Annotated in this window: 11 protein-coding genes; all 11 read right to left on the bottom strand. The window is 65.4% G+C overall.

Annotation, left to right across the window (positions count from 1 at the left end):
- Positions 1 to 6: 6 nt before the first annotated feature.
- Positions 7 to 1,020, bottom strand: coding sequence for a glycosyltransferase family 2 protein (locus AC6RV7_RS10780; RefSeq protein ID WP_500093981.1), 1,014 nt, complete (start codon positions 1,018 to 1,020; stop codon positions 7 to 9).
- Positions 1,017 to 1,958 carry a glycosyltransferase gene (locus tag AC6RV7_RS10785; protein WP_500093982.1) on the bottom strand — a complete coding sequence of 314 codons (942 nt, stop codon included), beginning with the start codon at positions 1,956 to 1,958 and terminating at the stop codon, positions 1,017 to 1,019. The genes AC6RV7_RS10780 and AC6RV7_RS10785 overlap by 4 nt, the downstream gene beginning before the upstream one ends.
- An 18-nt stretch (positions 1,959 to 1,976) precedes the next feature.
- Positions 1,977 to 2,522 carry an acyltransferase gene (locus AC6RV7_RS10790; RefSeq protein ID WP_500093983.1) on the bottom strand — a complete coding sequence of 182 codons (546 nt, stop codon included), beginning with the start codon at positions 2,520 to 2,522 and terminating at the stop codon, positions 1,977 to 1,979.
- Positions 2,519 to 3,520, bottom strand: coding sequence for a glycosyltransferase (locus AC6RV7_RS10795; RefSeq protein ID WP_500093984.1), 1,002 nt, complete (start codon positions 3,518 to 3,520; stop codon positions 2,519 to 2,521). Before AC6RV7_RS10795 ends, AC6RV7_RS10790 begins: the two co-directional genes overlap by 4 nt.
- A 186-nt stretch (positions 3,521 to 3,706) precedes the next feature.
- Positions 3,707 to 4,921 carry a glycosyltransferase family 4 protein gene (locus tag AC6RV7_RS10800; protein WP_500093985.1) on the bottom strand — a complete coding sequence of 405 codons (1,215 nt, stop codon included), beginning with the start codon at positions 4,919 to 4,921 and terminating at the stop codon, positions 3,707 to 3,709.
- Complete coding sequence (locus AC6RV7_RS10805; protein ID WP_500093986.1) at positions 4,918 to 5,658, bottom strand: FkbM family methyltransferase; 741 nt, start codon at positions 5,656 to 5,658, stop codon at positions 4,918 to 4,920. Before AC6RV7_RS10805 ends, AC6RV7_RS10800 begins: the two co-directional genes overlap by 4 nt.
- Positions 5,659 to 5,666: 8 nt before the next feature.
- On the bottom strand, positions 5,667 to 6,581 hold the full coding sequence (locus AC6RV7_RS10810) for an alpha-1,2-fucosyltransferase (RefSeq protein WP_500093987.1): 915 nt from the start codon (positions 6,579 to 6,581) through the stop codon (positions 5,667 to 5,669).
- The gene (locus tag AC6RV7_RS10815; RefSeq protein ID WP_500093988.1) at positions 6,578 to 7,384 is read right to left on the bottom strand and encodes an FkbM family methyltransferase; all 807 of its coding nucleotides are present in this window, start codon (positions 7,382 to 7,384) and stop codon (positions 6,578 to 6,580) included. Before AC6RV7_RS10815 ends, AC6RV7_RS10810 begins: the two co-directional genes overlap by 4 nt.
- Before the next feature lie 85 nt (positions 7,385 to 7,469).
- Positions 7,470 to 8,705: an ABC transporter ATP-binding protein gene (locus AC6RV7_RS10820; RefSeq protein ID WP_500093989.1), complete on the bottom strand. Its 1,236-nt coding sequence runs from the start codon at positions 8,703 to 8,705 to the stop codon at positions 7,470 to 7,472.
- 1 nt (position 8,706) lies between these two features.
- Positions 8,707 to 9,543: an ABC transporter permease gene (locus AC6RV7_RS10825; RefSeq protein ID WP_500093990.1), complete on the bottom strand. Its 837-nt coding sequence runs from the start codon at positions 9,541 to 9,543 to the stop codon at positions 8,707 to 8,709.
- On the bottom strand, positions 9,540 to 12,671 hold the full coding sequence (asnB, locus tag AC6RV7_RS10830; protein ID WP_500093991.1) for an asparagine synthase (glutamine-hydrolyzing): 3,132 nt from the start codon (positions 12,669 to 12,671) through the stop codon (positions 9,540 to 9,542). Before asnB ends, AC6RV7_RS10825 begins: the two co-directional genes overlap by 4 nt.
- Position 12,672: the final 1 nt, after the last annotated feature.

The following is a 12,672-nucleotide window of genomic DNA, read 5'->3' on the forward strand; positions in this document are numbered from 1 at the left end:
GGCGTATCACAGATCTGCGAACAAAACCGCGCCTTCCGCGTCAGACAGCGTGCGGCAGGAGGCGTAGGAATGCGCGCGAAACTTCCGCAGCAGACGCGCGGCGGATTTCGGACCGATCAAGCGGGCCAGACGGACGAAGTTTCTCTCTCCGAGTCGGGCGAGCGGTCCGCGAGGACAGCGATTCCAGACCGCGAGCAGACGCGAATCGAAGCGGGCGTCGAAATCCTTCGGAAGCCGCCGCCAGCTGACGAATGCGCATTCGCCGACCGCCGTGCGCGCGGAAGCGGTTGCCGCGGTTTGCGGACAAGCAGCGAGAAAATCTTCCATGAGGCGCAGCGAGGCGAGACCAAGCTTCTCCCAATGATTCGTGAACCGTGCCTCCTCGTGACGGCCGATGGCTGTGAGCGGCGCATCGACTTTTATGATTCGAGGCGTCGATAGCAGCAGGTTGAAATAAAGCCACACATCCCCCACCGGGTCGTAGACGCGGCGCAGGGGAATCAACGGAGTCGAAAGGTGCTGGAGCAGGTAGGCGCGCCGATAAATGGGATTGTGCGGAGCGGGCTGAACCCGAAGGAAGAAGTCGACGGGGGCGGAGGTTTCGTGGACGCGTGTTTCAGCCGAAAAACAGAGTCGCCCCGCTTGGTCGACTTCGTAGCGCGCCATATTGGAATAGGAGATGTCGGCGTCGGCGCGCTGCATCGCGTCGACCTGCCGCTGAAGTTTCTCCGGGTGGATCAGGTCGTCGGAATCGAGGAAGAGCACATAGTCGCCGCGCGCCGCGCGCAGGCCAGTATCGCGGGCCACCATGGAACCTTGGTTCTCCTGGCGCAGATGTGTCACCGTGGAATTGATACAATCCGCGAGTGTCTCGGCCAGGGAGGGCGTCGAACCGTCGTCGACCAGCAGGATTTCGGAGGGGATTTGCGCGGCGGCTTGAGCCGCGGATTGCAAGGTGAGTCGCAGCGGTGGCACGCGATTGAACGCCGGAATGACGATGGAAACGACGGGAGTTTTCATCGGGCCGAGGTCGGCAGAGCCCGACCTTCAAAATGACCGCACGACCCCTGCCAGCGGATGAACGCTGCGGAGCTTTCCCACGCGCGGTGGTGAAGCCAGGCTTTCATCTTTCGCAACGGAACACTTCCGCGGGAGATCGGCGGCCAGGGATTCGCGTCATGCAGCGCGAGCACTTGCATCCAGGATTTCTGGATACCGCGGTTGAGGCGGGCGAGGTAGTCGGGATCGAGACGCGAGGCGGGGATCAGATGCGTCAGCGCGAGCTCCGGGAAATAGCCAACCTGCCAGCCGGCACGAAGGATCGAGAGAACGATGTCGTTGTCTCCGCCGGAGGTGAGTTCGCGGCCGCGGCGGTCGGCGGGGCCGCGGTCCGATCGGTCGATCCAGGACTGCACGGCGGAGCGTCGAACGACCATTCCGGCGCCAATCGGCGCGCATGCAGGGTAGGCGGGGTGGCCTCCGACGACGGGCGTTTCCAATTTCGCGAGCGTGGGCTCCGAGCCGAGATCGCGCAGCGCGAGCAAAGGCAGGAATTCGCCCGCCCAATCTGGCGGCGGCGTTTCGAACTCAGGTCGGCTCGGACCACCGGCCGCCCCGAGCTCCGGGTGTCGGGCAAAGGCGTCGAGCGCGTTCGCCAGATAATCGGGCGCGAGGCAGTTATCGTCGTCGACGAACACGCAGAGTTCGCCGCGCGCGGCCTGCAATCCGCAGCGACGCGCGTGCGAGAGCCCGAGCTCTACTTCACGCACGATACGCAGGTTGCGGGATGAACTTGGGGCCAGTGCGTCGACGCCGAGCGAAGGGACGGAGGCGTTGTCGACGAGGAGGGTTTCCCATTCGGCAACCGGCAGGGTCTGCGCAGCAAGCGCGTCGAGAGTGCGCGCGAGACGGCCCGGGTGCGGATTGTGCGTCGGAACGATGACGCTGAGGCGTAACATGGATGGCAACGGCGACGCTTACGCGCGTTGGCGGATAACACACGCCGGAACACCGACGGCGACACTGCCGGGCGGCAGGTCTTGGGTCACGACGGCTCCGGCGCCGACGACGCAGCCGTTGCCGATCGTCACGCCGCCGAGCACCTTCACACCCGCGCCGAGCCAGACGTCTTTCCCAATTTTGGTCGGAAGCAGCACGTCGGGCTCGTGTTGAATGAAGCGGCCGCGCGGCGGCAGGCTGTGATTCGACGACACGATCGCGCAATGCATCGCGATCAGACTGTGATCGCCGATTTCCACTCCGCCATGGCCGTAGACGACGGCGTGCGGCCCGAAGAAGACATCGTGCCCGATACTCACGTCGCCGCCCCAAGACTCGATGACGACCCCGTGCGAAATCATTGCGCGCGGGCCGATCCGGATCGTGCCGCGTTGTCCGTGCGCAAACACATGCCGGATGCAGCCGGCGCCAAGGAGATAAAGCGGCGGTCCGATCTCGACTCCGTAAAGGCGCAACCGCGCGGCGCGAGCGGCATAAACCCAGCGTCGGAAAAGGGCGTTCATGGCGTGGGCAACGATGCCGCCGCGACGGTAGGCGTCAGACCGAACGCGGACAGGTAGGCGAACTCGGGATGCGGATTCATCGACGTGAGAATTTTCGCGTGAGCCGCCCGCCCCATCGCCGGCCAACGGGCGTGCTGGCGGAGTGCGCGCTCGATCGTTTCGGCGATCAACACCGGTTCCGGCGCGGGACAGATGAATCCGCTTTCGTCGGGCACCAACCAGGCGAGGCAACCTCCATACGGCGTGCGAAGCACGGGCCGGCCGCAGGCCATGGCTTCAAGCATCGCGACCGCGAGTCCTTCGTAGCGCGAGATGAGCACGAGCATGTGAGCTTTGCGCCAGATCTCGCGCACATCCGTCACGGCAGGAAAAAAGTGGACGCGCGGAGCGAGCCCGAGGGAGGCGCTCAATTCCTGCAGATAAGAGGTGTCGGGGCCGTTGCCGTAGAACTCCATGCTCCAGTCGGGCAAGTCCGATGGCAACCGCGCGAGTCCGAGCAGCAGCATGTCGAGACCCTTGTGGTGGCAGTCGATGCGGCTCACCGAAGCGAGTCGGATCGGGCCGCCTTCGGGCCAGGGTAGCGGTTGCTCATGCGGGAATCGCACGTTGAAATCGAAATAGCCGGCGTTGGGCAGCGCGCGGGCGAGTTGCACTTCGGCGAGCCGACGAATCCAGGAGGAGTTGAACAATACCCGATTCGCTTTCGCCATGAAGTCGGCGGCGGCACGCCGGCGCTCGTCGCTCATTGGCGCCTCGTAACGATTCGAGTGGCAGAAAAGATCGTAGGTGGCTCCGCTCTGCCGGATCAGCTCCTGCAGGAGGCCCTCGTCGAGAAAATCAAAACAGGCCGATTGATCGACGAACACGTGGGGCCGGACGGCGTTCCGGAAGAAGCGCCGCAGTTTGCGACCCGACGAGGTGAGGGCGAGGAGGCGGCTGCGAATTTCGGAAATGCGCCCGCGGCGGTAGACCAGCGGAGGCTGGGGCAGGAGTCTCACGCCAATCTCGCACAAAGCTTGAATGCGCGGATGGGAACAGATCTGCGGGCGCACGACGGCCAGCACCTCGGTGCCGAGTTCCCGGAGTTGGCGCGCAGCCTCGGGCCAGACATAATCCGGGGCCCCCCAGCCCCAATGTCGGATGGTCGAGTAGAAAATCGCTGAGCGCGGAGTCGGCGGCATCGGTCAGTCGCAGTCGGAAGACGCTTCGGCGGGTGTGGTTGATAGCACAGGTGCGGGCGGAATGCCGAACGGTTCGAGGTAAGTGGTTTCCGGATACGGACTGAGCTGCGCGGCGATTCGCGCATGCGCGGCGCGGCCCATGGCGGGCCAGCGCGGAAAATCCCGCAGCGCCGCCGCGAGCGACTGCGCGATGATCGGTGCGTCCGGGGCAGGGCAGATGTAGCCGGTTTCCTCGGGCACGACCCAGGCGCGACTTCCGCCATAGGGCGTGCGCAACACCGGGCGGCCGCAGGCCATCGCTTCGAGCATCGCCACCCCGAGGCCCTCGTAACGCGAAACCAACACCAGCATATGCGAGCGCGCCCAGATCGCGCGGATATCCTCGGTTCGCGGGTGAAACCGCACGCGTTCCCCGAGTTCGAGAAACTGCGCCAGGTCGCGCAGGTAGGACTCGTCAGGACCGCTGCCGTGGATGTCGAGCGTCCACGCGGGCAGATCGGCCGGGAGCTGCGCAAGCGCTTCTAGCAGGACATCGAGGCCCTTGTGGTAGCAATCGATGCGGCTGACGGAGGCGAGTCGGATGACGTCATCCGCCGGCCACGGGAGCGGTTTCTGATGCTCGAAGCGGACGTAGTGGGTGAAGCATGACGCGTTATCGAGGCGGTGGGCGAGCTGCGTTTCCGTAACTTCGCGCGTCCATTCGGAGTTGAACAGCGTCCGGCGGGCGGCACCGAGGAAGCGGCGCGCGCGCTGACGCTGCTCGAGCGAGAGCGGGGAGAAGTAGCTGTTGGATCGAAACAGCACGTCATACGACGCTTCACCCTCGACGATCAGTTCTTCGAGGACCGGATCGTCGAGAAAATCGAAAGCCCCGCTCTGGTCGATGAGCAGGTGCGGCGCCCGCAGCGAACGCAGGGCGCGACGCAGCGGCTGGGTGGAGCTCACGAGGTTGAGCCAGGCGGCGCGAAGTTCGGAAAGGAGACCCCGGCGGTAGACGAGCGGAGGCTGGGGAAACAGCTTCACGCCACGGCCCACCAGGTCGCGCATTTCCGGATGATCCCATACCTGCGCCCGCTGGACCGCCAGGACCGGGATTCCGCTTTCGCGCAAGCGCCGCGCGGCGCGCGGCCAGACATAGTCCGGTGCGCCCCAGGACCAGTGGCGCATCGTCGAATAGAATACGGCCGCACCGGGCGGCATCGGTCGAGTCGGATTCATCGGCGGCGGTAGGCGGACGTATCGGCGCCGTGAGTCACGTAATCATAGCCGAGGTCGTGAAGATGACGCAGAAAGGTCCACCAATCGCCGGCCGGCGCGCATGCGTGTTCGAAGTGAAGGAGCGTTGGCCGGCATCCCGCGTCCAGGAGCGCCCGGGCTAGGAAAAGGTCGTGACCTTCCGTGTCGATGGCGACGATGTCCGGACCGGGAGAGGGGAACCGCCGGAGTAGATCAGCTGCCGTAATCGTCTCCACGGGCTGCGAGACAAGCTCCTGCGACGTCAGGCCCAGGGCGGCCGTCGCTTCCCGCGCCCGATCGAAGTCGAGCGTTGCGACGCCGGCGGCCCAGTCGGGCAGCCCCTGGAGTTGCGGGTTGATACGATACAGCGTCGTTGAGCCGGACTCTGCGGCGATGGCGCGTTCGAGCACCTCGATCTGAGGCTGGCCGGAATAAAGCGTGCGCAGCTTGCGGGCAAAGTCCGGCATCGGTTCGACCATGATGCCGCTCCACCCGTGGTCACCAATCCAGCGATACAGCGGATCGTTGCGAATCCCGTCGTGCGCTCCGATCTGCAGAAACCGGATGCCGCCCAACTCTGGAAAACGCGAAAGGATCAGATAATCCAAAGGACTCCCGGGGACTTGGTCGACGTAACGCAGTCCCGGATGCGTCGCTTTGAGCAGTCGCAATCCCCGGCGGGAGAGAAGGCGGAGCAACGTGGTTTTCAAAAAGCTCATCGTGCGGATCAGAGTGCGATCCAGGTGGACGGAATGGCGCTGCGCCACTCCTCGGGAGAATCCTGGCGCCATTGTTTGGGGGCGACGACGGTCTTGGTCGGGGAAGGATTCAGCCAGGCGCCCCACCATGCGAATGTGCTATTGGAGATGATGGCATGATCGCAGAGACTCATGAGTCTGATCTTGTCGAACGAGTGCCAAGGTTCCGTCGCGCGGACGAAAACATGCGATCCGGGAGGACGGAACTCGCGTTCGATCGCGTCGATGTCGTCGGAAAATATATAGAGCGTGACGTCGGGATGCCGCTCCCGCAGCCGCGCGATCGCGGTCCGGTAGTAATCGAGCGGCAGCACCCCGAGCTCCCGGCTGAACGTGGCATTACGGACGTAGTCGCCGCGCCGAAAGTGCACGGCAGCGGAGGGGCCTCCCGCCCGGATGCGGGCGGCCATCGCTTCGACGGCAGGTTGCGGCGGATAGCGGAAGCTGAAGTGCAGGCGGACGAGGTGGGCGATCGGGGCGAAGAAGAGTTCCGACTGCCACATGCCCTCGAGCGTGGTGTTGTCGGGCTGATCGAAAAAGGCGGGATAAAACGCCGTGCCTAGCGCGCGGTGGAGGTTGGCGGGTGCGGCGTGGCGGTTAGCGTAGCGATAAAAGCGCAGCCGGCGTGCGACAGCGATCGACCAGCGCTCCGTGCGTGTCAGAGCGACGCCGCGCACGCGGTCGATCTCCTCCTGCGTCGCGAACTGTTCCGTGACGTTGAAGCAGGAAAGCGCGTAGCGGTTGTGCGCCTCGTATTCGGCGTATTCGCGGAACCACGACACGTCGAGTTTCAGCACGGTGCGACGCCGCTCCGCGAGCGCGAGGCCCGCGGCGTATTGAAACATCTGGTTGCCGAGACCTCCGAGGAGTCGGGTGATGATCATGCGAGGAGACGGGATTTGAGCCGGCCGCCGGCCTGGCGAACTTGCGCCACCGCGCCTCGAAAACGGTTGGCGGCGAGGTAAGGCCAGCTGCGGAGGCAGCGGCGGTTCACATAAAACTGATCGCCCTCGATCTCGCGCCGCACTTCGAACCCTAATGCGAAACCCTGCCGGCGCAGGAGTTCTTCGATTTCGCCGCGCAGCTTCTGGTCGCGGTAGAGTTCGCGATCCGAGACCTCGAGCCACAGCGCAGCGATCCGTGGCAGCATCTTTGCCCCTCCCGCCAGCACGAGATGCTCGGCGCCTTGCACATCCATGTGAAGGAAATCGATCCGGCCGATGCCGCGTTCCGCACACACGCGATCGAGCGTTTCGGTGGTGACGGTGACGGTCTCCTTGAACTCGATCCAGCCATACATCGGCGCGGAGTTCGCCGGCGCGAGCAGCGAGCTGGATTTGTTGCCGTAGTTCCAGTCGCCGCCCGCAAACTCGCGCGGCGGCCGACCCGACGAAACGTGAAACGTCGCTTCGCCGGAACGATCGGACAACGCCAGCGGAACGAGTTCGGCGGTATCGACCCGATAGCGCTCGAAGTTGGCGCGGACGAGGGCCTGGTTGCCCGGCAGCGGCTCGAACGCCAGGATGCGCGCGCGGGGAAACAGTCGGAAATAGCGCACGGACTCTTCGCCTTCGCAGGCGCCGACATCGAAGATCACAAGCGGGGCATCAGCCCGAAAAAGCCGGCGCAGCTCGGCCTCGATGGGCGAGGGGCGGGACAGGTAGGTGCTGAGGTCGGGTGGCTTCACGACGATGGGCGGCGCCTGCGGTTTTCACCCCCAGGGAAGCCGAGGAGGTTCCATCCGATTGCCGCGGGAGGTTCAGGAGCCGCCGTCATGCGATACGTTCGACCGAGGTGCCCATCGAATTCAGGACCGCGCCGACTCCGGCGGTCATCGGGAAATAGCCGCGGGCGCCTTCGCTGACGATTTCAATGCGCGCCGCCTCGAATTGCTGGAACGTGCGGCCTTCGGAAGAGAGCCCCACGCGCAGAAGATAAGTACCCGTCTCGATCGCCACGCGATCCTGCGTGAACACCGCCTCGTAGTCGCCGGGCTCGAGGTCACGCGGCGGCGCCCACGCGGTTTGCACCGCAATGCCATCGATCGCTTTCACGCCGACGGCGGCCACGAACGCCTTTTGCGGACTGACGATTCGGAACCGCACCCGCACGCGCCACGGTTCGCCGAGCGACAGGACGGATTGCGGGTTGTCCTGTAATGTTTCCACCGATACGGCCGTGGTGAACGCCCGGTCCACCTGATCCGCGTTCGGTTTCGGCACGGAGGCGGAAGGTTCGCCGGCGAGGCCGAGCTGGTAGGCTTCGATCACCCGTGGCGTGGGTCCGATCAGCTGCACCGCGCCGGACGAGAGCAGCACCGCGCGGCTGCAGAGTTGCCGGATCGAGGCGAGATTGTGGCTGACGAAGAGCACCGTGCGTCCCTCCTGGCTCGAGACGCTCTGCATCTTGCCGAGGCACTTTTTCTGGAACGCGAGGTCGCCAACCGCGAGCACCTCGTCGACGATCAGGATCTCGGGCTCGAGGTGCGCGGCGACCGCGAACGCGAGGCGGACATACATCCCGCTCGAGTAGCGTTTCACGGGCGTGTCGAGGAAGCGTTCCACCTCCGCAAAGGCCACGATCTCGTCGAACTTCCGACGGATCTCGCGGCGGCTCATGCCCAGAATCGCGCCGTTGAGATACACGTTTTCTCGGCCGGACAACTCCGGGTGAAAACCGGTGCCGACCTCGAGCAGCGAAGCGACGCGGCCGCGCAGACGAACCCGACCGATCGTCGGTTCGGTGATGCGGGACAGCACTTTCAACAGCGTGGATTTACCCGCGCCGTTGCGGCCGACAATGCCGACGACCTCTCCGGGTTGGACGGTAAAGGAAACATCGCGCAGCGCCCAGAACTCCTCGCGGGCGAAGCCCGTTCCCCAGCGCAGGCGGCGCCAGAACTTCCGCGCGGTGTGATGCAGCTGATCGCTCAACCGATCGGGCCGCGCCTCATGCTCGATCACGTAGCGCTTGCCGAGTCCGCTGACTTCGATGGAAGGCGCGCTCATGCTAGATGACGTCTGCAAATTGACGTTCCGTGCGGCGAAAATACCACAGCCCCGACGCCATGAGGACGGCGGCGAACGCGATCGAGTATCCCAGGTTGAGCGGATCGATATTCTGGTTGCCGCCGAGCAGGCACCAACGAAAACCGTCGATCACGCCGGTGAGGGGATTGAGGCCCAGCAAGGCGCGCCAGTTAGGATAGTAATCCGTGCGAAAACCCACCGGCGAAACGAACACGCCGACCTGCAGCATGAACGGAACGATGAAGCGGAAATCGCGAAACCGGACCGTGAGGCTCGTGAGCCACAACCCGGCGCCGAGTGCGAGGAGGAGCGCAAGCGCGATGTAGAAGGGCAGCACCAGAAATTGCCAGCCGGGTGGATACGCGAACCAGAACGACATCGCCAGAAAGAGCGCGAGCACGATCGCGAAATCGATCGCCGCCACGCCGAGCGAGGCGATGGGGATGACGAGCCGCGGGAAATAGACTTTCGAAATCAGGTGGGAATTGCCGACCACGCTGTTGCTGGCGCCGCCCAACGCCGTCGAGAAAAGCTGCCATGGCAAAAGTCCGGCGAGCACGAGGAGCGGATACGGCACGCCGCCGCTCGGCATTTTGGCGAGTCGTCCGAAGACGAACGTGAAGATCGCCATCGTGATCAGCGGCTGGAAAAGAGCCCAGGCTGCGCCGAGGGCCGCCTGCTTGTAGCGAACCTTGACGTCGCGCCACGCGAGAAAACCGAGCAGTTCGCGATAGCGCCATAGGTCCTTCCAGTAGTGCGTTTCAGAGCGGCCGGCTTCGAGGACCGTTTCCGTCGCGGGTGAGGCGGAGTCCGTCATGAGGGCGAGAGGGCGTGCGATGCCGGCGGCGTTTCGACGACGGATTCGCCGGCAGGGGAAGGCTCGACATCGCCGAGCAGGACCGCCAGCCGCATTTTGAAACGCTCGAACGAAAACTGTCGGGCACGCGCGAGAATCGCGTCTTCGTCCCAGGTGCGGCGGAGCGCGGCGATGCAGCCGTCGGCGATCGCCGGAACGTTGCCGAATTCAACGAGCACGCCGGTTGCGTCGGTGATCAATTCGGGAATCGCGCCCGCGCGCGCGCCGAGGCAGGGGCGGCCGTTGGCCATCGCCTCGAGTAGCACGAGGCCGAAACCTTCCTTCTCGCTCGGCAATGCGAACAGCGCGCACGCCCGCAGTTCGGCCGTGAGCCGCGCGTCGTCGACGCGGCCGAGAAACTCCACCGCGTGGTCGAGACCGAGTCGTTCGCGCAAGGCTTGCAGCCGCGGCAGGTCGTCGCCGCGACCGATCACGCGCAGCACCGCCGTCGGAAGCTGCGCGCGTACGGCCGGCATCGCCTCGATGAGATGGTCGACGCCTTTGTAGCGGTCGGACGTGGTGAGCCGTGTCACCACGAGGATCACCGGCGCTTCCGTCGCCGCGCGCGGCAGTCCGGGAGCGATGGTGAAAAACGGATCGAGCGTGTTGGGCAGCACCGCCGCCTGCTCCGGCAGCAGCACCCCGCGCTCCACCATACGATCGCGCGTGTAGCGGCTGACGCAAAATACCCGTTTCGCGCGGCGCAATGCGCTCCGCTCCAGCCGGGAGAACGGCCGCCACACCTCGATGCCATGCGCGACGAGGTAGTATTCAAGAGCTGGATTCAAGGCTCGGGCCGCCAGCGCCACCGGCAGCTGGCCGATGTGCCCGCAGACGATCCGGTCAGCGTTTCGACTGAGCGCCAGCGCATCGCGCACGAACCGGCTCTTCCGGCCGGCGCACACGCGCCATTCGGTCAATCGTGTAGTCGCGGCACGCTCCAGATCGGTCGTGTCGATCTGATCGTCGTTCAACGCGAGCAGCTTCACCTGGTCGTCCGGCCCCGCGAGTTCGCAGAGCGCCTTGAGATAGCCCTGCAGGATGCGCGGAATGCCGCCCTCGGACGTGAAGATCTCCGGCGCCCATAGCACGGTGCGGCGAGGCTGCGGACGCGTGGCGCCGCGCCCGCGTCCGGGCGTATTCGAAGTGGCATGACGGCCTTCGGACGCCACCGTGATCGACGGCGGCGTTTCCAGGCTGCGGACGGCGAGGGACGGACCGCGGCGATTTGCGAAATCGACCAGGATTGCGAGGCTCCACAGACGCGACCACTGGCGGTCGTCGTTGGTTTGAAGAAAGCTGTGCCACGTCGCGCCGACGGCATCGGGGGAGAACAGGCCGGAGCGGCTGACGCTGGCGGCGCTGAATGTTTCGTCGAGGAACGGACGCAGTTCGCGGCGCATCCAGCGGGCAAACGGGAACGAGAAACCCTGCTTGCGCCGGCTGAGCAGATCGGGCGGCAACAGATCGCGCATCGCGCTCGCGAGGGCAGCTTTCGGCGCGATGCCGGTTTTCCAACGCGCGGGCTGCGTCCACAGCCACTCGATCACGGTGCGGTCGATGAACGGCACGCGCAACTCGAGCGAGTGGCGCATGCTCATGACATCGCTGTCCCGCAGGAGGACGTCGGCCATGTAGCTCCGCAGTTCCCACGCGCTGAGTTTTTCGAACGCACCGGCATCGCGGAGATCGGCCGCGAGTCCGGCGAGGGCCGGGTGATGCGCGGGACGGGCCTCCAGCAGGTTGCGAGCGTCGGCTGACAGCAGGCGGGTCTGGCTGGACGCACTGAAAACGCGCCGCTGCAGCGAGCACAATTCGTCGAAAGTGCGGGCGTGTCTCAGCATGTCGGCTACTTTGCGGTAACGCGCTCCGCGCCGTTCGAAACGACGCAAAATCGGCTCGCGCGCGGCAGCCGGCAGCATCCGCCACCACGGCAGCCAGCGATGCAGCCGTGGAACGTCATGAAACGATGGATACCCGCCGAACAGCTCGTCGCCGCCGAGGCCGGAGAGCGCGACCGTGACGCCGCCGGCGTGCGCCGTCTCGCTGGCGAAGTAGGTGTTGATGCCGTCGCCTGTCGGCTGGTCGAGGGCGGAGAGGATGAACGGAAGTTGTTTCGCCACCTCCGCGCCGGTCACGATCCGCGTTTGATGATCGGTGCCGAAGTGCAGCGCGGTGGCTTCAGCGGCGCGGGATTCGTCGAGCGATTTTTCCTCGAAGCCGATCGTGAAGGTCTTCAGCCGGCCCGCGATCCGCGTCATGAGCCCGACGATCACTGCGGAGTCGAGGCCGCCGGAGAGGAAGGCCCCGACCGGCACGTCGGCCGCCAGATGGGCGCGGATCGAATCCTCGAGCTTGGCCCGCAAGCCGGCTTCGAACTCCTCGCGCGACGGCGCGGCTGGAGCAGGCGCGATCGATTGGAAATTCCAGTGGGTGCGGCGGACGAGTTGACCGCGGTGAAAGGTCGCGCATTCGCCGGGCTGGAGGCAGACGACGTCGCGGTAGATCGTGCGCGGCGCGGGCACGGCCAGCCACGCGAGGTAGTCGGCCGCGGAGACCGGATCGATCTCGGCGCGGAAAATCCCTGACGCGACCAGCGCGTTCAGTTCGGAGGCGAACAGCAGGCGCGATCCGCTTTGATGAAGATAGAGCGGTTTGATGCCGAAAGGATCGCGGGCGAGAAAGAGCCGGTCCTCCCGGGCATCCCAGATGGCGAAGGCAAACATGCCGCGCAGCCGACCGACGCAGGCTTCGCCCCATTGCGCAAACGCGGCCAGCAGCACCTCGGTGTCGCACTGCGTTGCGAACGAGTGTCCGAGCCCGGCGAGCTCCGTGGCGAGCGCGCGGAAGTTGTAGATCGCCCCGTTGAAAACGAGGTGGAACCGCCGATCGGCTGACGCCATCGGTTGACGGCCATTTACGGGATCGAAGACCGCGAGCCGGCGCATGCCTAACGAGGCTGCGCCGACGGAGATCGCGCCGGCATCGTCCGGCCCGCGATGAACCATCGCCGAGCACATGCGCGCAACGGCGGTATCCCGATTTTCGATCGGGAGCGATGGGTCAACGACACCGGCGATACCGCACATG

The sequence above is a fragment of the Opitutus sp. sgz309028 genome (assembly GCF_059821195.1).

Bases quoted from the DNA above. Each gene is read 5' to 3' on its own strand.
- AC6RV7_RS10780 (WP_500093981.1), bottom strand. From the start codon at position 1,020: ATGAAAACTCCCGTCGTTTCCATCGTCATTCCGGCGTTCAATCGCGTG.
- AC6RV7_RS10785 (WP_500093982.1), bottom strand. From the start codon at position 1,958: ATGTTACGCCTCAGCGTCATCGTTCCGACGCACAATCCGCACCCGGGC.
- AC6RV7_RS10790 (WP_500093983.1), bottom strand. From the start codon at position 2,522: ATGAACGCCCTTTTCCGACGCTGGGTTTATGCCGCTCGCGCCGCGCGG.
- AC6RV7_RS10800 (WP_500093985.1), bottom strand. From the start codon at position 4,921: ATGAATCCGACTCGACCGATGCCGCCCGGTGCGGCCGTATTCTATTCG.
- AC6RV7_RS10805 (WP_500093986.1), bottom strand. From the start codon at position 5,658: ATGAGCTTTTTGAAAACCACGTTGCTCCGCCTTCTCTCCCGCCGGGGA.
- AC6RV7_RS10810 (WP_500093987.1), bottom strand. From the start codon at position 6,581: ATGATCATCACCCGACTCCTCGGAGGTCTCGGCAACCAGATGTTTCAA.
- AC6RV7_RS10820 (WP_500093989.1), bottom strand. From the start codon at position 8,705: ATGAGCGCGCCTTCCATCGAAGTCAGCGGACTCGGCAAGCGCTACGTG.
- AC6RV7_RS10825 (WP_500093990.1), bottom strand. From the start codon at position 9,543: ATGACGGACTCCGCCTCACCCGCGACGGAAACGGTCCTCGAAGCCGGC.
- asnB (WP_500093991.1), bottom strand. From the start codon at position 12,671: ATGTGCGGTATCGCCGGTGTCGTTGACCCATCGCTCCCGATCGAAAAT.